We start from the raw sequence: 21,898 nt of genomic DNA on the forward strand, positions 1-21,898 counted from the left end.
TGTGCAACCTTGGGATTTCTTGAAAAACGGTGCTTCACTTGGCTAGTTGGCACGCCGCTGTCAATAGCGGTTTATGCCGAAGGCCGCGAGGACGGCCGCAATGCCAGGCCGAATCACCCGCAGCCGCGAGGGACCACAATCTTGACTGATTCGAACCAGCCGACGCCGCTGCAGGCGCGCAAGAGCGGCGCATTGCACGGCACCGCGCGCGTCCCGGGCGACAAGTCGATTTCGCATCGGGCGCTGATTCTCGGCGCGCTGGCGGTCGGCGAGACCCGAATCTCCGGCCTGCTCGAGGGCGAGGACGTTCTCAACACCGCCAAGGCGATGCGCGCCCTGGGCGCCAAGGTCGAGCGCACCGGCGACTGCGAATGGCGCGTGCATGGCGTCGGCGTCGCCGGCTTCGCCACACCGGAAGCCCCGTTGGATTTCGGCAATTCGGGCACCGGCTGCCGTTTGGCGATGGGTGCGGTCGCCGGATCGCCGATCCTGGCGACGTTCGACGGCGATGCGTCGCTGCGTAGCCGGCCGATGCGGCGAATCGTCGATCCGCTGGAGCTGGTGGGCGCCAAGGTGGTGTCGAGCAGCGAGGGCGGCCGATTGCCGCTGGCCCTGCAGGGCGCCCGCGATCCGCTGCCGATTCTGTACCGCACCCCGGTGCCGTCGGCGCAGATCAAATCCGCGGTGCTGCTCGCCGGCCTGTCGGCGCCCGGCGTCACGACCGTGATCGAGGCCGAAGCCAGCCGCGACCATACCGAGCTGATGCTGCAGCATTTCGGTGCCACGATCGTCACCGAACGCGAAGGTACGCATGGCCGTAAGATTTCATTAACCGGCCAGCCCGAATTGCGCGGCGCCCCGGTGGTGGTGCCGGCCGATCCGTCGTCGGCAGCCTTCCCGATGGTGGCGGCATTGGTGGTGCCCGGCTCCGACATCGAACTGACCGACGTGATGACCAATCCGCTGCGCACCGGGCTGATCACGACGCTGCGCGAAATGGGCGCGTCGATCGAAGACAGCCACGTCCGGGGCGATGCCGGCGAGCCGATGGCCCGTTTCCGCGTGCGTGGATCGAAGCTGAAGGGCGTCGAGGTGCCGCCGGAGCGGGCGCCGTCGATGATCGACGAATATCTGGTGCTGGCGGTCGCCGCTGCATTCGCTGAGGGCACCACCGTGATGCGCGGCCTGCACGAATTGCGGGTCAAGGAAAGCGACCGGCTGGAAGCGACGGCGGCGATGCTGCGGGTCAACGGCGTCGCGGTCGAGATCGCCGGCGACGATCTGATCGTCGAGGGCAAGGGCCATGTGCCGGGCGGCGGCGTGGTGGCCACCCACATGGATCATCGTATCGCGATGTCGGCGCTCGCCATGGGCCTCGCCTCGGACAAGCCGGTGACGGTCGACGACACCGCCTTCATCGCCACCAGCTTCCCGGACTTCGTTCCGATGATGCAGCGGCTCGGCGCCGAATTCGGCTGAGCCTCAGGCCGCTTCGACCGGCTGAAGGCCAACGATCCGGTCGGTTTCATTCTGCGCGGCGGTCAGAGCCGCCTGCAGCCGCTCTGCAATCTCTGCAGTCGGCGAGCCCGCCTCGACGGTGATCGGCTCGCCGAACCGGATCGCGACCTTGGCAAAAAGCCCGGGCAGCATCAGCCGATCCCAGCTCCGGAGCAGCTTGTGACGAGACAGGCTGACCGAAACCGGCAGGATCGGCAGCCCGGTCAGCCGCGCCATATCGAGAACGCCCTCGCTGTTGATGCGCATCCGCGGACCGCGCGGGCCGTCGGGCGTGACGAACAGGCTGTGGCCGGACTTGCCAAGCCGCATCATTTCGCGCGCCGCCCGCATGCCGCCGCGCGAGGACGAACCGACCGCCGTCTGAATCCCGAACGCGGCCCCGACCCGGGAGATGATCTTGCCGTCGCGATGCCCGCTGATCAGCGCGACCAGCGGCTTGCTTTTGGTCTGCAGCATCGGCGCCATGATCAGCCGCCCGTGCCACATCGCCAGGATGTAAGGCTCGGGGATCGGAGCGGCCTGCCGGTCGTATCGGCCGGTCCACATCACGAACTTAAAATAGATCTTGGAAAAGTTGACGCCGAGCGACAGGACCGCATCCGATCGCGTAATGCGTTTGACGAAAGCGGGCGTGGCCATCCAGGAAGGGTCCGGGCAGAGATTGATAGGAAATCGCCAACGAGGCTGGCTTCGGCGGATCGCGGGTTTATACCCAGTCGTTCACGGCTGCAAAACCTCGTCGGGACGCCCGCCGCCGTAAAGGCTCACCAAGCCAATTGGAATGCACAAGAGAATGATCATCGCCATCGACGGACCGGCCGCATCGGGCAAAGGCACGCTCGCCAAGCGGCTAGCCGCACATTACGACCTCAGGCATCTTGATACCGGCGTGATCTACCGCGCGGTCGCCAAGGCGATGTTGGACGCCGGCGCCAACCTCACCGACGAGGCGCGCGCCGCCGAGGTCGCGCGCACGCTCGACCCGGCGCGGTTCGACGATCCGGCGCTGAAGAGCCACGCAGTCGGCGAAGCCGCCTCGGTGGTGTCGGCCCATCCGCAAGTTCGCGCCGCCCTGGTCGAGTTCCAGCAGGCTTTCGCCGCCGCGCCTCCCGGCGCCGTGCTGGATGGCCGCGACATCGGCACCGTGATCTGTCCCGACGCCGAGGTGAAGATCTTCGTGGTCGCCTCACCCGAGGTTCGCGCCCACCGCCGCTTCCTGGAAGCCCAGTCCCGCGGTGAGCCCGCCGACGAGGCGGTGATCCTGGCCGACATCATCAAGCGCGACGAACGCGACAAGAACCGCTCGGCGGCGCCGCTCAAGCAAGCACCGGATGCAGTCTTGCTCGATAATTCCTATTTGGATATAGAAGGCGGCGTCCGGGCCGCCATCGACATTGTCGAGGCCGTTCGAGCGGGCCGGCGTCGGGTCTAATCGACCAAACCGACGCCGTCATTGGAGGTTCGCCCGCTCCGCCGCCACCGCCGCGATGGCCGGATGAAGACCGCGAGATCCATCTCGGATTCGTCGCTTCTTTTGCCGCCGGACGTTCTGCTGGAATGCCCCAATCTGCGATCCGCTTCACCGCGGATCAACGTCTCGACCGTGCAGGCATGCTGCCGGCCCGCTCCGCACTGATGTGCTGGGCGGTCGTCAGGTTCGCGGACCCCTGACACTGTGCGCGCGAGACGGCCCTCAACCGAACTGCCGGCGACATCCGCATCTGGAGAACAAATGGCTTCGACTGACACTTACAACCCGACCCGCGACGATTTCGCCGCGATGCTCGACGAGTCCTTCGCCGGCGGCAACCTGCAGGAAAGCTCTGTTATCAAGGGCAAGGTCGTCGCGATCGAGAAGGACATGGCCGTCATTGACGTCGGCCTGAAGACCGAAGGCCGCGTGCCGCTGCGCGAATTCGCAGGTCCGGGCCGCGACAACGAGATCAAGGTCGGCGATACCGTCGAGGTGTTCCTCGATCGGATCGAGAATGCGCTCGGCGAAGCCGTGCTGTCGCGCGACAAGGCGCGCCGCGAAGAGAGCTGGGGCAAGCTCGAGAAGGCCTTCCAGAACAACGAGAAGGTGTTCGGCGTCATCTTCAATCAGGTCAAGGGCGGCTTCACGGTCGACCTCGACGGCGCCGTGGCGTTCCTGCCGCGCTCGCAGGTCGACATCCGTCCGATCCGCGACGTTGCGCCGCTGATGAACAACTCGCAGCCGTTCCAGATCCTCAAGATGGATCGCCGCCGTGGCAACATCGTCGTGTCGCGCCGGACCGTGCTGGAAGAGACCCGCGCCGAGCAGCGCCAGGAGCTGGTGCAGAACCTCGAAGAGGGTCAGGTGATCGACGGCGTCGTCAAGAACATCACCGATTACGGTGCGTTCGTTGACCTCGGCGGCATCGACGGCCTGCTGCACGTGACCGATATCGCCTGGCGCCGGGTCAATCACCCGACCGAGGTGCTGACGATCGGCCAGACCGTCAAGGTCAAGATCATCAAGATCAACCACGAGACCCACCGCATCTCGCTCGGCATGAAGCAGCTGCTGGACGATCCGTGGCAGGGCATCGAGGCCAAGTACCCGCTGAACGCGCGCTTCACCGGCCGCGTGACCAACATCACCGACTACGGTGCGTTCGTCGAGCTCGAGCCGGGCATCGAAGGCCTGATCCACGTCTCCGAGATGTCGTGGACCAAGAAGAACATGCACCCCGGCAAGATCGTTTCGACCTCTCAGGAAGTCGAAGTGCAGGTGCTCGAGGTGGATTCGGTCAAGCGCCGTATCTCGCTCGGTCTCAAGCAGACCATGCGCAATCCGTGGGAAGTGTTCGTCGAGAAGCATCCGGTCGGTTCGACCGTCGAAGGCGAGGTCAAGAACAAGACCGAGTTCGGTCTGTTCCTGGGTCTCGACGGCGACGTCGACGGCATGGTCCACCTCTCGGACCTCGACTGGAAGCTGCCGGGCGAGCAGGTGATCGACAACTTCAAGAAGGGCGACATGGTCAAGGCCGTGGTGCTCGACGTGGACGTCGAAAAGGAGCGCATCTCGCTCGGCGTCAAGCAGCTCGAAGGCGACCCCTTCGCCGAGCCGGGCGACGTCAAGAAGGGCGCTGTCGTGACCTGCGAAGTGCTCGACGTGAAGGAAAGCGGCATCGACGTGCAGATCGTCGGCACCGACTTCAACACCTTCATCAAGCGCTCGGAGCTGGCGCGCGACCGCAACGACCAGCGCAGCGACCGCTTCGCGGTTGGTGAAAAGGTCGACGCCCGCGTCATCCAGTTCGACAAGAAGGCCCGCAAGGTCCAGGTGTCGATCAAGGCGCTGGAAGTGGCCGAGGAGAAGGAAGCCATCGCGCAGTACGGCTCGTCCGATTCGGGCGCGACGCTGGGCGACATTCTCGGCACCGCGCTCAAGCAGCGCGACAAGTAAGCCTCAGGCTTACCTCACGACATCAAGGGCTCCGGCATTGCCGGGGCCCTTTTTCGTTGCGCGTGACCCGCCATACGACGACCGGCGCCGCTGGTCGCAGCGGTGCGGGCAGGCCGCCGCACGAACCATGTTTTCTTCATATTGGATTGTAATTGATGTATTTCGCTCATGGGACGGCAACGATCCCATCCGACAACCGAAACGATAGCCGCCGACCGGAGAACCGCTGATGTCGCTTGATTCCGATGTGATCGTCGATCGCCGCCGGATGCGAAGGAAGCTGACGTTCTGGCGCGTGGCGGCTGTGCTGGTCGCGATCGTCGCCGTGGTGGCGATCGGTGCGATGGTGTCGCCGGCGGGGCGCGGTGCGCTCACCTCGACCGGCTCGATCGCCCGCATCAAGATCGAGGGTCTGATCCGCAGCAATGACGAGCGTGTCGAAGCGCTCGACCGCCTCGGCAAGTCGTCCTACTCGGCCGTGATCGTCCACATCAATTCGCCCGGCGGCACCACCGCAGGCTCCGAGGAATTGCACGACGCGCTGGCGCGGCTGAAGGCGAAGAAGCCGATGGTCGTGGTGGTCGAAGGGCTCGCCGCCTCCGGCGGCTACATCGCCGCGCTGGCCTCCGAACACATCGTCGCTCAGCAGACCTCGCTGGTCGGCTCGATCGGCGTGCTGTTCCAATATCCGAACGTGTCCGAGCTGCTGAAGACCGTCGGCGTCAAGGTCGAGGAAGTGAAGTCGTCGCCGCTGAAGGCGGCGCCGAACGGCTTCGAGCCGACCAGCCCGGAGGCGCGCGCAGCCATCGAGGCGCTGGTGAAGGATTCTTACGCGTGGTTCCGCGGCATGGTGCAGCAGAGCCGCAAGATGACCGACGATCAGCTCAACGTCGTCGCCGATGGCCGGGTGTTCACCGGACGTCAGGCCGTAGGGCTCAAACTGATCGACGAACTCGGCGACGAGAAGACCGCGATCGCGTGGCTGGAGAAGGCCAAGAACGTCAAATCCGGTCTGCCGGTGCGCGACTACAAGCTCTCACCGCAATTCGGCGATCTCACCTTCCTGCGCGCCGCAGCCTCCGTCGCGTTCGATGCTGCAGGCCTCGGCGTGATCGCACGCCGCGTCGAACAGACCGGCGCGATGCAGTCGGTCGAACGGCTCGGCCTCGACGGCATGCTGGCGCTGTGGGCGCCGTCCGGGGGTCAGTGATCTCTGCCCGCGGGGCGTGCAGCCCGTGCGGTATTTTGACCCTGAAAGCGGGTTCAATGACGCCCATCAGACGCCTTTCGCCGGGGCGTCTGTCCGATTTAGCGTCTTGACAGTTCACGGCATTTTCACGGAAATGGCGGTCCGCACGCACGGACCACATCCTCGATGATCAAATCCGAACTCGTTCAGCGTATCGCCGAGCACAACCCGCACCTGTACCAGCGGGACGTCGAGAACATCGTCAACGCGATCCTCGATGAGATCGTCGAAGCGTTGGCGCGTGGGGATCGGGTCGAGCTTCGCGGCTTTGGCGCATTCTCGGTGAAGCATCGTCCGGCACGCGCCGGGCGCAATCCGCGCACCGGGGCTCATGTGCCGGTCGAGCAGAAGACCGTGCCGTTTTTCAAGACCGGCAAGGAAATGCGTGAGCGCCTGAACCGCGACGGCGGCGACGACGCTGAAACCAGCGATACCGCGTAGCGCGACGCCCCATTGCCGAGCCAGGCGAGCGAATGACATGCAGAAATTCCTGACGGCCCTGGTGCTGATCCCGCTCGGTTTGATCCTCGTGGTGTTCGCGGTCGCCAACCGCCACATGGTCGACGTCTCGTTCGATCCGCTCGACCCCAGCAACCCGCTCGGTCACATCCGGCTGCCGCTGTTCGTCGTGATCATCGTTACCGCCATCGTTGGCGTCATCCTCGGCGGTATCGCCACCTGGTTCGGACAACGGCGCTGGCGACGCGCCGCCCGCCGGCATCAGGCCGAAGCGATCGAAGCCCAGAACCAGCTCGCCAGCCTGCGTGCCAGCATCGCCACGCCCGCGCAGAGCGAGCCGCGCCGGCTGCTGCTCGAGAGCGGTTCCAGCGGCGCCGGGCGCGACAAGTCCCGCGCGACGTTGTAAGACTGCGCATTCTCTGCGGCGCCCTGGCGCGCCGGCAACCCAGATTCAGCGCACAGCCATGTCCACAATTGTAAAAATCTGCGGTCTGACGACCGCCGACACGCTGGAAGCAGCGGTCGAAGCCGGCGCCGATATGGTCGGCTTTGTGTTCTTTCCCGCTTCTCCGCGTTACCTCGATATCGACTTCGCCGATGCGCTCGGCCGTCAAGTCCGCAGCCGCGCCGCCAAGGTCGCGCTCACCGTCGATGCCGACGACGACCTGCTCGACGCCATCGTCGAGCAGCTTCGGCCGAACTGGCTGCAATTCCACGGCAGCGAGAGCCCGGAGCGGGTGCGTTCGATCAAGCGCATCTACGGTCTGCCGGTGATGAAGGCGATTGCGGTGGCGGGCCCGGAAGATCTTTCGGTGCTGCCGGACTACGCGGCGGTGGCCGATCGCATCTTGTTCGACGCAAGGCCGCCGAAGGACGCCACCCGCCCCGGCGGGCTCGGTGCAACGTTCGACTGGAAGCTGCTCGACGGCGTCAATCTCAAACTGCCGTTCCTGGTCTCCGGTGGGATCAACGCCGGCAACGTCGCCGAGGCGCTGCGGGTGACGCGCGCGCAGGGCGTCGACGTGTCGTCGGGGGTTGAAACCTCACCCGGCGAAAAGGACCCGGACCTGATCCGCGACTTCATCCGCGCCGCCCGCGCGGCCTAACCCAAGAGCTGACATGAACCAAGCTTTGCCGAATTCTTTCCGGTCCGGCCCCGACGAGCGCGGGCATTTCGGCATCTATGGCGGCCGCTTCGTCGCCGAGACGCTGATGCCGCTGATCCTCGATCTGGAAAAGGCCTACGCGGAAGCCAAGGTCGATCCGGCGTTCCGCGCCGAGATGGACGGCCATCTCAAGCACTATGTCGGACGTCCCTCGGCGCTGTATTACGCCGAGCGGCTGACCGAGCATTTCGGCGGCGCCAAGATCTACTTCAAGCGCGAAGACCTCAACCACACCGGCGCCCACAAGGTGAACAACGTGCTCGGCCAGATCATGCTGGCCAAGCGCATGGGCAAGCCGCGGGTGATCGCCGAGACCGGCGCCGGCATGCACGGCGTCGCCACCGCGACGATGTGCGCCAAGTTCGGTCTCGAATGCGTGGTGTTCATGGGCGCGGTCGACGTCGAACGCCAGCAGCCCAACGTTCTGCGGATGAAGGCGCTCGGCGCCGAAGTCCGCCCCGTCACCTCCGGCGCCAACACGCTGAAGGACGCGATGAACGAGGCGCTGCGTGACTGGGTCACCAACGTCCACAACACCTTCTACTGCATCGGTACCGTCGCCGGCCCGCATCCCTATCCGATGATGGTACGCGACTTCCAGGCGGTGATCGGTCAGGAAGTCCGCGAGCAGATCATGCAGGCCGAAGGCCGCCTGCCCGACTCGCTGGTCGCCTGCATCGGCGGCGGCTCCAACGCGATGGGGCTGTTCCATCCGTTCCTCGACGATCCGGGCGTCGCGATCTACGGCGTCGAAGCCGCCGGCCACGGTCTGGACAAGCTGCACGCGGCGTCGATCGCCGGCGGCAAGCCGGGCGTGCTGCACGGCAACCGCACCTATCTGCTGATGGATGCGGACGGCCAGATCGAGGAAGCGCATTCGATCTCCGCCGGCCTCGATTATCCGGGCGTCGGGCCTGAGCACTCCTGGCTGCACGATGTCGGCCGCGTCAACTTCCTGTCCGCCACCGACACCGAAGCACTCGACGCGTTCAAGCTGTGCTGCCGGCTCGAAGGCATCATCCCGGCGCTGGAGCCGAGCCACGCGCTCGCCAAGGTCGCCGACCTCGCGCCCAAGCTGCCGAAGGATCACCTGATGGTCGTCAACATGTCCGGCCGCGGCGACAAGGACCTCGCGTCGGTCGCCGAACATCTCGGGGGCAAGTTCTGATGACCACCCGCATCGACACCCGCTTCGGCGAACTGAAGCAGCAGGGCCGCCCGGCACTCGTCACCTTCGTGATGGCGGGCGACCCCGATCTCGACACCTCGCTGCAGATCCTCAAGGCACTGCCGGCCGCAGGCGCCGACGTGATCGAGATCGGCATGCCGTTCACCGACCCGATGGCGGACGGTCCGGCGATCCAGGCCGCCGGCCTGCGCGCCCTGAAGACCGGCACGACGCTGAAAAAGACGCTGGGGCTGGTCCGCGACTTCCGCGCCACCGACAACGCCACGCCGCTGGTGCTGATGGGGTACTACAACCCGATCTACATCTACGGCGTCGATGCCTTCCTGGCGGATGCCAAGGCGGCCGGCGTCGACGGGCTGATCATCGTCGACCTGCCGCCGGAGGAGGATGAGGAACTGTGCCTGCCGGCCATGAAGGCCGGGCTCAACTTCATCCGCCTCGCCACCCCGACCACCGACGAAAAGCGGTTGCCGGCGGTGCTCGCCAACACTTCGGGCTTCGTCTATTACGTCTCGATCACCGGCATCACCGGATCGGCCTCGGCGGATGCCTCGGCGGTCGGCACAGCGGTGCAGCGGATCAAGCGTCACACCAACCTGCCGGTCTGCGTCGGCTTCGGCATCCGCACGCCGGAAGCCGCGCAAGCGATCGCCGCGCAGGCGAACGGCGCGGTGGTGGGCTCGGCGCTGATCGATGCGCTCAAGGCCAGCCTCGACGCCGAAGGCCGCGCCACCAAGGCCACGGTCGGTGCGGTGGCGGATCTGGTCGCCTCGCTTGCGGCCGGCGTTCGCGGTGCGAAACAGGCTGCGGAATAGCAGCAATCGAAGCAGGACGGTGGTCTGGACGGGGCCGTGCCCCGCCGCCATATCCTGACAACGCCATGAACCCAGGCGGCGCCCTGTCCGGCGACGCGCGGAGCACGTCATGAACTGGTTGACCAACGTCGTCCGTCCGAAGATCCGCAACATTCTGCGGCGCGAGACTCCGGAGAACCTCTGGATCAAATGTCCGGATACCGGGCAGCTCGTGTTCTACAAGGACGTCGAGCAGAACCAGTTCGTCATTCCCGGCTCCAACTATCACATGCGGATGGGCGCGCTGGCGCGTCTGCGGTCGATCTTCGACAACGAGACCTGGTACGACGTCGCGCTGCCCGAAGTCGTGGCCGATCCGCTGAAATTCCGCGACGAGCGCAAATACGCCGACCGCATCAAGGATGCCCGCACCAAGACCGGCGCCCATGACGCCGTGCGCGTCGGCTTCGGTAAGCTCGAAACCTCGCCGGTCGTGGTCGCCGTTCAGGACTTCGACTTCATGGGCGGTTCGCTCGGCATGGCGGCGGGTGAAGCGATCATCCGCGGCATGGAGCTGGCGGTCGAAAAGCACGCACCCTTCATCATGTTCGCGGCCTCCGGCGGCGCGCGGATGCAGGAAGGCATCCTGTCGCTGATGCAGATGCCGCGCACCACCGTCGCGGTGCAGATGCTGCGCGAAGCCAAGCTGCCCTACATCGTGGTGCTGACCAACCCGACCACAGGCGGCGTCACCGCCTCCTACGCGATGCTCGGCGACATCCACATCGCCGAACCAGGCGCGCTGATCGGCTTCGCCGGCGCCCGGGTGATCGAGCAGACCATCCGCGAGAAGCTGCCCGATGGCTTCCAACGCGCCGAATATCTCAAAGACCACGGCATGGTCGACATGGTGGTGCATCGCCACGACCTGCGCCCGACCCTGGCGCGGCTGTGCCGGCTCTTGACCAAGTCGCCGGCCCTGACCGTCACCACCGCGGTCGAGGCTCCGGCCGAAGCCGCCGCCAAGGCCGAGCCGGAGACCACTGCCACCGAGCAGCCCGCCGCTCCGGCGCCGACCGAGCCGCCGGCCCAGCCGGCCACGCCGCAGGCGTGAGCGAAGGCACCGCGCCGCCGGCTTCGCTCGGCGAATTGCGCGCGCGCTTGGCGCGGCTGCATCCGGTCGCGATCGACCTCACGCTCGGGCGGATCGAGCGGCTGCTCGCCGCCCTCGGCCATCCTGAACGTCAGCTCCCGCCGGTGATCCATGTCGCCGGCACCAACGGCAAGGGCTCGACCGTCGCGTTCCTACGCGCGATCCTGGAAGCCGCCGGCCTCAAGGTCCACGCCTACACCTCGCCGCATCTGGTCCGCGTCAACGAGACCATCCGGATCGCCGGCCGGCTGGTCCGCGATGATGAGCTGATCGCCGCGCTGGCGCATTGCGAACGCGTCAATGCCGGCGCGCCGATCACGCTGTTCGAGATCGAGACCGCCGCGGCCTTGTGGCTGTTCGCGCAGCATCCCGCCGATGTCACCCTGCTCGAAGTCGGGCTCGGCGGCCGGCTCGACGCCACCAATGTGATCGAACATCCGCTCGCCTGCGTGCTGACGCCGATTGGCATCGATCACACCGAGTTTCTCGGCCCGACCGTTGCCGATATCGCCGCCGAGAAGGCCGGCATCCTGCGGCGCGGCGCGCCGGTGATCGTCGCCGAGCAGCGCGACGAAGCGATGGAGGTGATCGAACGCGACGCCAAACGGCTGCGCGCACCGCTGTTCGCCTGCGGTCAGCAATGGCACGTCCAGCTCGAACACGGCCGGCTCGCCTATCAGGACGAACGCGGCCTGCTCGATCTCACCGCGCCCAAACTGTTCGGCCGGCATCAGATCGACAATGCCGGCCTCGCGATCGCGACGCTACGCGCGCAATCGCACTTCACGATTCCGCAAGACGCCTATCAGGCCGGGCTGCTGGCGGCCGACTGGCCGGCGCGGATGCAGCGAATCACGTCCGGCAAACTGGTCGACGACGCACCGGCCGGCTGCGAGCTATGGCTCGACGGTGGCCATAATGCCGACGGCGGACGCGTCGCGGCGGCGGCGCTGGGCGATCTCGAAGAACGCGTGTCGCGGCCGCTGGTGCTGATCGCGGGAATGATGGCGAACAAGGACGCAGCCGCGTTTCTCGCCAACTTCACCGGGCTGACGCGGCACCTGATCGTGGTGCCGATCCCGAACCGCGACGGCGCGATGCCGCCGGACCGCCTCGCCGACGCCGGCCGCGCGCTCGGCTTGCGGGTCGAACTGGCCGATGACGTCCCAGCCGCGCTGCGCCGCATCGCGTCGCTGGCCTATGAACTCCCGCCGCGGATCCTGATCACCGGATCATTGTATCTCGCCGGCCATGTGCTGAACCTCAACGGCACACCACCGAACTAATCGTTCGGCTCACGCCAGCAGCTTGATCGGATCGACCTGCTTCTGCGCGAGCTGGTCCATCGTGCATTGCCGCGGCGCCTTGTCGGGGCGCCAGCGCAAGAGGCTGGTGCCGTGGCGGAAGCGTTCGCCGCTGAAATGATCGTAGCAGACTTCGACCACCAGCTTCGGAGCAAGCGGCTGCCACTCGGCCGAGCGCGCCGTCGACCATCGGCTGGGGCCGCCCGGCGCATTGCCGGTGAAACCCTCGCCGGGCAGCTCTTCGAGCTTGTCGGTCAGCGCCGGTTTCTCGGTCCGCTTCAGCGCCGAGGTGAAGCCGACGTGATGCAGCAGGCCGGCCTTGTCATAGAGACCGAGCAACAGCGAGCCGACCACCTTGCGGCCGTTAAGCGGCGCGCTGGCGTAGCGGAAGCCACCGACCACGCAATCGGCGCTGCGAAACTTCTTGATCTTCTGCATGCCGTCGCGATTGCCGGACTGGTAGGCGAGGTCGCGCCGCTTGGCGATCACGCCGTCGGAGCCGCCGCCGGCCTGCGCCAGCCACTTCGCGGCCTGCTTGTCACTGGTGGTGGCCGGCGACAGCCGGAACGTCGGATGGCCCTTGAACTGCGCTTTCGCAAAGACTTCGAGCGCCTTGCGCCGCTGCGTCAGCGGCTGCGCCGCCAGCGCGTCGTCGCGCGGGCTCGCTAACAGATCGAACACCAACAGCAGCGCCGACGTCTCGACCGAGAGCTTGTTCACCCGGCTCGCGGCAGGGTGAATCCGCTGCAGCAGCGCATCGAACGAAAACCTCCGCCCCTGCGGCACGACGATCTCGCCGTCGAGCACGAAGCGCTCGGCCTTCAGCTGCAGCGCCGCCGCAACTAATTCGGGGAAGTAGCGGGTGAGGTCTTCCCCCGATTTCGACCACAGCGCGACAGCATCGCCGCTCCGTACCATCAGGCAGCGAAAGCCGTCCCATTTCGGCTCGTATTGCCATTGCGGTCCGCTCGGAATCGCATCGACCGACCGCGCCTCCATCGGCGCGAGCGGCGCGGCGCGGGTCTTGGTGATGGATGATTTCCGCTCAGCCACGATACGAACCCACTGGTTGCGAATGGCCCCATCCCCGTCATGGCGAGCGTAGCGAAGCAATCCAGCGCGCCGAGCACGGGGCTGGATTGCTTCGTCGCTTCGCTCCTCGCAATGACGAGAGGCCGAAACGCAAAACGGCCGGCGGAATGCCGGCCGTTTCAGAACGTTCGTGGCGCGTCCGAGTTCAGACCGCTGCGCTGATCCACTGCTGCAGCTTGGCCTTCGGCGCGGCGCCGACCTGGCGCGAGGCCATCTCGCCGCCCTTGAAGATCATCAGGGTCGGGATCGACATCACGCCGTACTTCGAGGCAGTGACCGGGCTCTCGTCGACGTTGAGCTTCACGATCTTGACCTTGTCGCCCATCGCCCCGGCGATTTCGTCGAGCGCCGGCGCGATCATGCGGCACGGGCCACACCACTCGGCCCAGAAGTCCACCACCACAGGCCCCTGGGCGTTGAGAACCTCGTTTTCGAAATCGGCGTCTGACACCTTACCAACGGCCATAGGATACCTCGTGAAACCGGATGAAGAGCGGCGGCGGGAATCGCGCCGTGATGACGGGTGAACGTAGGAACGCGCCGCGGTGCGGTCAAGCACGGCTCACGGCACCGTCAGATCGGCCTGCTCCGCGTCCAGCGCAGAGGCCGAAATCTCCATTATTTCAGCGACTTCGGTCCAGAGCAGAGCGGCCCGGACGGTGCGCTGTGGATAGATCGCGCCGAGCACCGCCCGGTAGCGGGCGAGCTGGCGGACGTAACTGCGCGGCGCCTCGGCCTCGACCCGCGGCGGCGCGTGGTTGGTCTTGTAATCGACGATCAGGACTTCGGTTTCGGTCACCACCAAGCGGTCGATCTGGCCGGACACCAGCACCGGCCCGCCGCGCCGCTGCAGCCGGCCGACAATCGGCACCTCGGCGCGGCTGCCTGGACCGAACACCGCCGCAAACCTGGCATCGGCAATCAGCCCGAGGACCTGGGCGGCGAGCGCGCCGCGCTCCTCCTCGCTCCAGTCCGCCGCGTTGCGGGCGAGGAAACGTCCAGCGGCGGCGGAGCGATCGGCCGCGGCGATCTCCGGCAGCGATTGCAGCAGCCGGTGCACCAGCGTGCCGCGCTGCAGCGCGCGGCTGCGACTGGCGTCGGATTCCCCTGGCCGCAACCGGCGCCGATCATCATCGTCGGCATCCGAGGGCCGCAGCACCTGTTCGGCGGACGGCAAGCCGGGCGCCGGCCGGCGCAGCCAGTCCGGCAGGGACGGTGCCGCGGTCTCGTGGCTCGGCGCCGCCTGGCCGGTTTCCTCGATCACGTCCTCCGGCCGGCAATAGCGCTTGATCACGCCGTCGGGCGGGACCGGCTGCATCACCAGCCCGGAGGATTCCAGCCCTTTGCTGATCAGGTCGTACCAGGAATGCGGCCGCACTTCGTTGCGATTGCCCGGCATGCAGCCGCCGACGATCAGCCGGTCGGCCGCGCGGGTCATCGCGACATAGAGCAGCCGGCGATACTCGTCCTCGGTCTCCTCGATCATCGTGCTGCGCGCCTGCTCGACGACGCTCGGATCGTCGGCCTTGCGGCCCGCCCACACCATCGCGGCGACCGAGCCCGGCGCGGCGTTGCCGCCCGGCAGCCGGATCAGATTGAGCCGCTGGGTGTCGGCCGGCGACGAGGTGGTGTCGATCAGGAACACCACCGGCGCTTCCAACCCCTTGGCGCCGTGCACCGTCATCACCCGGACTTCGTCGCGGGAGATCTCCATGTCGCGCTTGATCTCGGTGTCGGCCTCACGCAGCCACGCCATAAAGCCCTGCAGCGACGGCGCGCGCTTCTGCTCGAAGCTCAACGCCAGTTCGAGAAATTCGTCGAGCGCATCATTGGCCTCCGGCCCGAGCCGGCGCAGGATTCGGGCGCGGCCGCTGTCGCTGCCATCGCCGCCGAGCAGCCAGGCGTAGAATCCGAACGGCGTTTCGGCTTGCGCCCGTGCCGCGTAGCTCTCCAGCCGGCGCTGCACGGCCGCAAACTTCTGATCGCCCGCGGCATGATCGGCGAGCGCGGCACGGAGCGAGCCCTTGCGCTGCCAGGCCAGCTTGAACAGGTCGTCGTCATCGAGCCCGAACAGCGGGCTCTTCAGCGCCACTGCGAGAGCCAGATCATCCTGCGGCAGCAGCAGCGCATCGGCGAGGTTCATCAGGTCGATGATCGCGATGTGCTCGGTCAGCTTCAGCCGGTCGGCGCCCGCGACCGGAATGCCGCCGCGCTTCAGCGCCTGGATCACCGCGTCGAACGCCGAACCGCGCCGCCGCACCAGGATCAGCACGTCGCCATAGCTCAGCGGCCGGCGTCGTCCCATCGGACCGGTCTGGGTGCCGCGCGCGATCAGTGCACCGATCTCGGCCCGCACCTTGTCGGCAAGCCGGACCTCGGGACTGGTTTCGGACACCGCATCGAACGGCGCCTGCCAGCCTTCGATTTGCTGACGATCGTCCGGCACTTCGAGCGGCCACAGATCGATCAGGCTCGGCCCGGCATCGGCGAGCGACTGATGCAGCGGATAGGTCGAGTCGGCGTGGATGCTGCGGTAGATCGCCGGGTCACGAAATACGTGATCGACCGATTGCAGGATCGCCGCACCGGAGCGGAACGAGTAGTTGAACGAAACCTTCTCGAAGGTCAGGCCGGCGCCGGTGAACCGCCGCTGCAACAGGTCACGCCACTCGGCGAACTCCTTCGGCACCGCGCCCTGGAACGAGAAGATCGACTGCTTCTCGTCGCCGACCGCGAAGATAGTGCGCCGGACGCCGTCGCGGGCACCCTCGCCAGCGGTGAATTCGTCGATCAGCCGGGCGACGATCTTCCACTGCTTCGGCGACGTATCCTGCGCCTCGTCGATCAGCACGTCATCGACGCCGCGGTCGAGCTTGAAATGCACCCACCCGGCCGCGCCGCTGTCGAGCATCGCCAGCGTCTTGTCGATCAGGTCGTCGTAATCGAGCAGACCGCGTTCGCGCTTCTCTCGCGCGATGTTGCCCGCGACCTGCGCGGCGATCACCAGCAGCGCTCGCGTGCGTTCGCGCAATGCCAATGCGCGGCGTCGCTCGAGCAGCCCGGCAAGCCGGGCGCCTTCGCGCTGCAGCCTTTCGGCGAGGCCGGGCGCGCCGTCGCCGAGCTTCTTGGTGATAAGGCTTTTGCGCAGGCCGCTATCCTTGGTGAAGAACACCTGGAGATAGGCCTCGATCTGCGCCGCATCGGCCAGCGCCAGCGCGGCACGCAACCGCCTGCCCTGCGCCTGATCGTTGGCGCTACCGCCTTCGAAGGTCGCCGCGACCGCAGCCCATTCCGATCGCGGCAGGTTCGGGCCGTCGACGATGTCGCGATCGGCCGCTTCACAGCTATCGTCCGGCGCCACGCCGAGGGTCGCGGACAATTGCGCCATCGCGCGTTCGACGCTGCCGGCCTGCGCCACCCACGCCATGAAGCGATCGCGGCTCATGCAGGCTTCCTGCACCACATCGCGGAAGGTGACGTCGGCGGCGCTGGTCATCGCGAACGCCAGTGCGCGCCCGGCGTCACTCTCCGGCGCCGCGGCGGCGCGCAGCAGCACGTCGAGGCTCGCGCGCTGCATCAGTTCGGCCTGATCGCGGTCGTCGAGCACGCTGAACCGAGCCGGCACGTTGGCCTCGAACGGAAACTGCTGCAGCAACCGGGTGCACAGCGCGTGGATGGTCTGCACCTTCAGCCCGCCGGGCGTCTCCAACGCGCAGGCAAATAGTTTTCGCGCCTGTGCCAATAGCGAAGGACCGACCGTTTTGACGCCGGTGGCGCGGATCGCGTCGGCCAGCGCGTCGTCGTCGAGCTTCACCCAGTGGCCGAGCGTGGTGAACACCCGCTCAGCCATGTTGGCGGCGGCCGCCTTGGTGAAGGTGATACACAGGATGCGCTCCGGCGAAACGCCGTCGAGCAGCAGCCGGATCACGCGCTGCACCAGCACATGGGTCTTGCCAGAGCCGGCGTTGGCGGAGACGAACACCGATGCCGACGGATCGGAGGCGATCTCCTGCCGGGCGCGGGCTTCGTTGGGAATGACACGGCTCATGACGACGTGTCTCCGCGACCGCCGGCCGCCGACCATTCCTTGATCCGCGCCAGATCATCATAGGTGCCGTAGCGCTGCGACCACATCGACAGCACCAGCGAGCGATAGGGCTGCTTCTCGTCCTCGAAGCGGCGGACTAATCCTTCCAGCTTGGCACGCGCCTCATCCGCGGCATCGTCAGGGTGCTGCGGCTCGTCCTTGCGTTCGATCTTGAGTTCCAGCACGCGCTCATCGCCCGGCGGCGTATTGCCGCTGAGCTTGACGTAAGTGAGCTCGCTCACTGAGGCGGCAGCCGGAATATCCGCAAAGCCACCGTCGCGCAGAATTGCCGCCTCCAGTGTGAGCTGCGGCGACAGCCCCATTCGCACCTGCTTGCCGGTCGGCGGATGGCCGGTCTTGTAGTCGAGGATCGCGTAGCTGCCGTCGTCGCGCCGTTCGATGCGGTCGGCGCGCGCCGACAGTTCGAAATTTCGCTCTCCACCAAGCGGGATCATCAGCGTGCCGCGGCGCTCCGCCTGCACCTGCACGACCCCGGTGCGGCGCTGCTGCTCCCACGCGGCAAACCAGGTGGCGATCCGCAGGAAGCGCGGCCACCACAGCGCGCGGGCCTCGGCATGATCCATCAGCGGCGCAAAGTGTTTTTGGCCGATTTGGCGCAGCGCCGTCACCGGATCGTCCGGCAGAGCTTCCTGGTAGCGCTCGGTGAATTCGCCGAGCGCCGCATGGATCGCCGAGCCGCGATCGGCGCCCGACAGCGGCATGTCGACCGGATCGAGCGGCGACAGGCGCAGGATGTACTTGGCGTAGATCGTGTACGGATCGCGCAGCCAATCCTCGATCGCCGTCACCGGCAGTTTCAGCGGCCGTGCGATCCGCGGCGGCCTCGGTGCAGGCTGCGCGATCGGCGCCACGCTCTCAGGGCGATCGAGTTCGTGCGTGTAGTCGAGATAAGTCTGCCCGCGCGCCTTCATCGCCTTCCAGCGATCTTCTCCGGCGACCGCTTCGAGCCGGTGCAGGAAGCGCGACGCCACCGCGGGCGCACCGCCGACCTTGGCGGCGTGGGTGATGAATACCTCATCGGCGCCGAGCGCCTGCGCGAAGTCGTGTGCCGACAGGCCGATGCGGCGCTCCGGCAGATCGAGGCCCAGTTCGTGCCGCATCGGGCGGCTCAGCCATGGGTCGATCCGCGGTGCCGGCGGCCAGACACCCTCGACCAGGCCGCCGAGCACAACCCGGTCCTGCTGCGTCAGACGCGCTTCGAGCGGACCGTAAATGCGGATCGGCGCTTCGGCACGTTCGGGACGGCGGACTACGCGATCGCCGAACGCGGTCTCGAACACTTCGCCATAGTCGCGCGCCGCGGCCAATACGCCACTCGCCGGTCCAACTGCGGCGAGATCGTCGAATGCCCGCAGCAGTGCCGAACCTTGCGGGCCTTCGAACGCTTCGACGATGCCGTCATGATCGGCCGTCAACGCCTTCAAGACGTCGCGATGTCGCGCGCTGATCTCGCACAGATCGAGCGGGCTCGGTCCGAACGTCTCCAAGGGCGCGAGCGCGGCCTTGAACTCGGCGATCAGTTGCTGCGCTTCGTCGAGGCTCGGTTCGGACAACCGCGTGCGCGGCTCGGACGGATGCAGCGCGCTGGCCTCGCCGCGCTTCAGCTTGGCAAGCTCGTCGCGGAAGATCGCGAATTCTTTGGTAAGCCCGTCGCAGCCGGCGGGTGGCCGAGGCCCGCGCAGCAGCGCCAGCTCCAGCGTCTCGATCGCGCTACGCCAGCCATGGTCGTGGCGGCCGAGCCGCAGCAGCGGATGCTTGAGCAGCGCCAGCAGCGTCGCCGGTTCGCAGCCTTCGAGCGCAGTCTCGGCCGCGAGTCGTGCGAAGATGCCGGGCTGCGTTTCCATCAGCGAGTCGCCGCCGGAATCGTCGACCGGCAGATGCCAGCGGCCGAGCGCGGCGACGACGCGGCGCGCCAACGCGCGATCCGGCGTGACCAGCGCTGCGGTCTTGCCCTGCTCACGTGCCTCGCGCAGCACCACCGCGATCGCCAGCGCCTCGGCTTCCGAATTCGGCGCTTGGATCAGCGTCAGTCCGTCAGTGCCTTCACCGATCAGGCGATAGACCTCGGTGTCCTTCAGCCGGTCGTGCCACACCGCCGTCGCCGACGACGGCCGTAGCGCCTCGGAGGCGAGGAGTTCGCGGCCGTGCCGCGCCGGCGTGCCGAGTTGCTGCACATCCCGTCGTGTCACGCCCATCCGGTCGAGCAGGCCATGCATGGCGTATTGCGGATGGTTCGGCGATGGCGGCGTGCCGAGCTTGCCCTGCCGGTCGCGGCTGCCGCCGATCAGATCCCACGCCGCATTGTCGAGATCGACATCGAGGCCGGGTAGCACCACCGCGCCGTGAGGCAATCGCGCGATCGCGGTGAGCAGTTTCGCGGTCGCCGGCATCGAGCCGGTCGAACCGGCGGCAATCACCGGACCGCTGCGCTGGGTCGCCAGCCGCTGCGCCTCGGCGTCGATCAACAGGTCGCGGCGAGCCGCGGGTTCGATCCGGTCGGTCTCTTTTAGATATTGCGGCCAGGCGTGGCCGGCGATCTTGAGAAAATCGAGCGTCAGGCTCCAGTAGCGATCGAACGCGTCGGGCACCAGCGTATCGAGGGCGGCCCAATCGACGCCGCGGGTCGAAATGTCGTCGATCAGACGCGCCAGATCGTCGGCGAGTGCCAGCGCCGAGGCCGGCCCGCCGACCACCAGCGGCGCCTGCGTTGGATCGTCCGGCTTCAGCCGCGCCGCCCAGCTCGCGATCAGCTGCGCCAGCAACAGCCGGCGCGGCAGCCCGTCGAGCGCTGGCGGAATCTCCAGATCAGCGAGGCCGGATGCGGCCTGCGAAAACGCCAGCTCATCTTCATCGATATCGCCGAGCGCGACGATCCGCGGCAGCAGCACGGCGTCGGCACCGAGCACGTCCAAGAAGATCTCGCGCGCCATCCGGCCGGCGCGGCGCGTCGGCAGATACAGCGTGGCGTCGGCAAGCCGCTCCGGCGCGGTGCGTGCCTCGAAACCGTCGACCAGCCGGCCGTCGACCAGCGCCGCGATGGTCGTGCGCAAAAACGGCGCCGAAGATGGAACGCTGAAAAGGTGCATCGATGTCCTGATTCGCCTCCGCCATCATGGCACGGCAAATCCGGCGAAAGGAGGTGGCCGGCGCGGGCCGACCTCTCAGGCGACGCTGGCGAGATACGCCCGTTCGGCCGCAGGCACCGCGTCGGGCGTACCGACATGCATCCACAAGCCGTCGAGTCGCAGCCCGTGCAGGCGATGCTGCTGGCCGGCGCGATCGAACATCTTGGTCAGCGAGAACTCGCCCTGCGGCGCGTCCTTGAAGATCGCCGGCGACATGATCGCGGCGCCGGCATAGACGAACGGCACCACCTCGGTCTCTTTGCGCTTGTGCAGGCTGCCGTCGGGGCTCATCGCGAAATCGCCCTTGCCGGCATAGCCGATGCTGTTCGCGGTCGGCGCCATCAGCAGCAGGATGTCCATCCGGGCCGGATCGAACGCTTCGGCGAGCCGCGCCAGATTCGGCCGCACGCCGTCGATCCACATCGTGTCGGCATTGAGATGATAGAACGGCGCATCGCCGAGCAGCGGCAGCGCTTTGACCACCGCACCGCCGGTGCCGAGCACCTGATCGCGCTCGTCCGAAATGATCACCCGCGGGCTGGTCCGCCCGGCGACGTGATCGATGATCTGATCCGGCAGATAGTGGACGTTGACGACGGCTTCGGTGACGTCGACTTCGGCCAGCCGGTCGAGCACGTGGTCGAGCAACGGACGGCCGGCGACGCGCACCAGCGGCTTCGGCATATGATCGGTGAGCGGGCGCATCCGCAGGCCGAGGCCGGCGGCCAGCACCATGGCTTTGTGGGGACGAACGGTCATGGTCTCCGACTCGGAACGCGCCGGGCGGCGCGAATCGATTGTATCACGCGGCTCCGAACGGTCTATCGGAGGCGGTCATTGGGTAGTCGGCGATCATGACGACGATACGACGGCGCGCGGTTCGGCGCGAGAGCATTCAGGCAGCGCAGACGCCGCTCAGGCGTTCTCGGCTTGCGCGGCGCGCTTCTTCTTCCGGTCGAGACGCAGGAAGGTGACGCCGATCTGGTCGCCGTTGATCCAGCTCAGCTCGCAGCGGCGATAGGCCAATCCGGTCGACGACAGCAGCAGGAAGAATTCCTTGAGGTTGAGACCCTCGACCGTCCCTTCGACCGTCAGCTTGGCGCCGAGTTCGGAGACGTCTTCGATCAGGCAGGGACGGCGCCAAGTGCCGTCGATCGCCATCATCTGCGCGCGCAACCCACGATCGAAAACGACGCGGCCGTCCTTATTGCGTTCGGCAACCATCTCGAAGTCCTGCGGTTCGGTCTTGGCGCCGCCGGGCCATGCCTCGGCGACCCCGGAACACTACGGGGCCGATTCTAAAGATGCGTA

The 21,898-nt window shown here is 67.0% G+C and carries 18 protein-coding genes; 11 read left to right on the forward strand and 7 right to left on the reverse strand.

What is annotated here, in order from left to right; all coding sequences use genetic code 11:
• Window positions 1-141 precede the first annotated feature (141 nt).
• Window positions 142-1,479 carry a 3-phosphoshikimate 1-carboxyvinyltransferase gene (gene aroA, locus RPPS3_RS00325; protein ID WP_107342334.1) on the forward strand — a complete coding sequence of 446 codons (1,338 nt, stop codon included), beginning with the start codon at window positions 142-144 and terminating at the stop codon, window positions 1,477-1,479.
• Window positions 1,480-1,482: 3 nt separating this feature from the next.
• On the opposite strand, the gene RPPS3_RS00330 is transcribed toward aroA, so the two are convergent.
• The gene (locus RPPS3_RS00330; RefSeq protein ID WP_013499910.1) at window positions 1,483-2,157 is read right to left on the reverse strand and encodes a lysophospholipid acyltransferase family protein; all 675 of its coding nucleotides are present in this window, start codon (window positions 2,155-2,157) and stop codon (window positions 1,483-1,485) included.
• 154 nt (window positions 2,158-2,311) lie between these two features.
• Here RPPS3_RS00330 and cmk point away from each other — a divergent pair, with 154 nt between their 5' ends.
• From cmk to RPPS3_RS00380, 10 genes are all read left to right on the forward strand, one after another.
• Window positions 2,312-2,950: a (d)CMP kinase gene (gene cmk, locus RPPS3_RS00335; RefSeq protein ID WP_107342335.1), complete on the forward strand. Its 639-nt coding sequence runs from the start codon at window positions 2,312-2,314 to the stop codon at window positions 2,948-2,950.
• Window positions 2,951-3,250: 300 nt separating this feature from the next.
• On the forward strand, window positions 3,251-4,948 hold the full coding sequence (gene rpsA, locus RPPS3_RS00340; protein ID WP_011155635.1) for a 30S ribosomal protein S1: 1,698 nt from the start codon (window positions 3,251-3,253) through the stop codon (window positions 4,946-4,948).
• Window positions 4,949-5,177: 229 nt separating this feature from the next.
• Window positions 5,178-6,158 carry a signal peptide peptidase SppA gene (gene sppA / locus RPPS3_RS00345; protein ID WP_107342336.1) on the forward strand — a complete coding sequence of 327 codons (981 nt, stop codon included), beginning with the start codon at window positions 5,178-5,180 and terminating at the stop codon, window positions 6,156-6,158.
• A 165-nt stretch (window positions 6,159-6,323) separates the two neighbouring features.
• The gene (locus RPPS3_RS00350; RefSeq protein WP_107342337.1) at window positions 6,324-6,638 is read left to right on the forward strand and encodes an integration host factor subunit beta; all 315 of its coding nucleotides are present in this window, start codon (window positions 6,324-6,326) and stop codon (window positions 6,636-6,638) included.
• 37 nt (window positions 6,639-6,675) lie between these two features.
• The gene (locus RPPS3_RS00355) at window positions 6,676-7,062 is read left to right on the forward strand and encodes a lipopolysaccharide assembly protein LapA domain-containing protein (RefSeq protein WP_107342338.1); all 387 of its coding nucleotides are present in this window, start codon (window positions 6,676-6,678) and stop codon (window positions 7,060-7,062) included.
• A 58-nt stretch (window positions 7,063-7,120) separates the two neighbouring features.
• Complete coding sequence (locus tag RPPS3_RS00360; protein WP_107342339.1) at window positions 7,121-7,762, forward strand: phosphoribosylanthranilate isomerase; 642 nt, start codon at window positions 7,121-7,123, stop codon at window positions 7,760-7,762.
• A 13-nt stretch (window positions 7,763-7,775) separates the two neighbouring features.
• Complete coding sequence (trpB, locus tag RPPS3_RS00365; RefSeq protein WP_107342340.1) at window positions 7,776-8,990, forward strand: tryptophan synthase subunit beta; 1,215 nt, start codon at window positions 7,776-7,778, stop codon at window positions 8,988-8,990.
• Window positions 8,990-9,826 carry a tryptophan synthase subunit alpha gene (gene trpA / locus RPPS3_RS00370; RefSeq protein WP_107342341.1) on the forward strand — a complete coding sequence of 279 codons (837 nt, stop codon included), beginning with the start codon at window positions 8,990-8,992 and terminating at the stop codon, window positions 9,824-9,826. Before trpB ends, trpA begins: the two co-directional genes overlap by 1 nt.
• A gap of 109 nt (window positions 9,827-9,935) precedes the next feature.
• Window positions 9,936-10,919 carry an acetyl-CoA carboxylase, carboxyltransferase subunit beta gene (gene accD, locus RPPS3_RS00375; RefSeq protein WP_107342342.1) on the forward strand — a complete coding sequence of 328 codons (984 nt, stop codon included), beginning with the start codon at window positions 9,936-9,938 and terminating at the stop codon, window positions 10,917-10,919.
• Window positions 10,916-12,244 carry a bifunctional folylpolyglutamate synthase/dihydrofolate synthase gene (locus RPPS3_RS00380; protein WP_107342343.1) on the forward strand — a complete coding sequence of 443 codons (1,329 nt, stop codon included), beginning with the start codon at window positions 10,916-10,918 and terminating at the stop codon, window positions 12,242-12,244. The genes accD and RPPS3_RS00380 overlap by 4 nt, the downstream gene beginning before the upstream one ends.
• Before the next feature lie 9 nt (window positions 12,245-12,253).
• On the opposite strand, the gene RPPS3_RS00385 is transcribed toward RPPS3_RS00380, so the two are convergent.
• The 6 genes from RPPS3_RS00385 to RPPS3_RS00410 all read right to left on the reverse strand — a co-directional run bounded on the left by RPPS3_RS00385 (window position 12,254) and on the right by RPPS3_RS00410 (window position 21,811).
• Complete coding sequence (locus RPPS3_RS00385) at window positions 12,254-13,315, reverse strand: ATP-dependent DNA ligase (RefSeq protein ID WP_283812310.1); 1,062 nt, start codon at window positions 13,313-13,315, stop codon at window positions 12,254-12,256.
• A 184-nt stretch (window positions 13,316-13,499) separates the two neighbouring features.
• Entirely contained in the window at window positions 13,500-13,820 is a 321-nt protein-coding gene (gene trxA / locus RPPS3_RS00390; protein WP_011155644.1) for a thioredoxin, read from the reverse strand.
• A gap of 96 nt (window positions 13,821-13,916) precedes the next feature.
• Entirely contained in the window at window positions 13,917-17,402 is a 3,486-nt protein-coding gene (gene addA / locus RPPS3_RS00395) for a double-strand break repair helicase AddA (protein ID WP_107346363.1), read from the reverse strand.
• The gene (gene addB / locus RPPS3_RS00400; protein ID WP_107342344.1) at window positions 17,399-20,548 is read right to left on the reverse strand and encodes a double-strand break repair protein AddB; all 3,150 of its coding nucleotides are present in this window, start codon (window positions 20,546-20,548) and stop codon (window positions 17,399-17,401) included. The genes addA and addB overlap by 4 nt, the downstream gene beginning before the upstream one ends.
• Window positions 20,549-20,623: 75 nt before the next feature.
• Complete coding sequence (locus RPPS3_RS00405) at window positions 20,624-21,346, reverse strand: nucleotidyltransferase family protein (RefSeq protein WP_107342345.1); 723 nt, start codon at window positions 21,344-21,346, stop codon at window positions 20,624-20,626.
• Between the two features lie 156 nt (window positions 21,347-21,502).
• Entirely contained in the window at window positions 21,503-21,811 is a 309-nt protein-coding gene (locus RPPS3_RS00410) for a hypothetical protein (RefSeq protein WP_012493906.1), read from the reverse strand.
• Window positions 21,812-21,898: the final 87 nt, after the last annotated feature.

Source organism: Rhodopseudomonas palustris, assembly GCF_003031265.1.
GTDB classification, from domain to species: Bacteria; Pseudomonadota; Alphaproteobacteria; order Rhizobiales; family Xanthobacteraceae; genus Rhodopseudomonas; species Rhodopseudomonas palustris_H.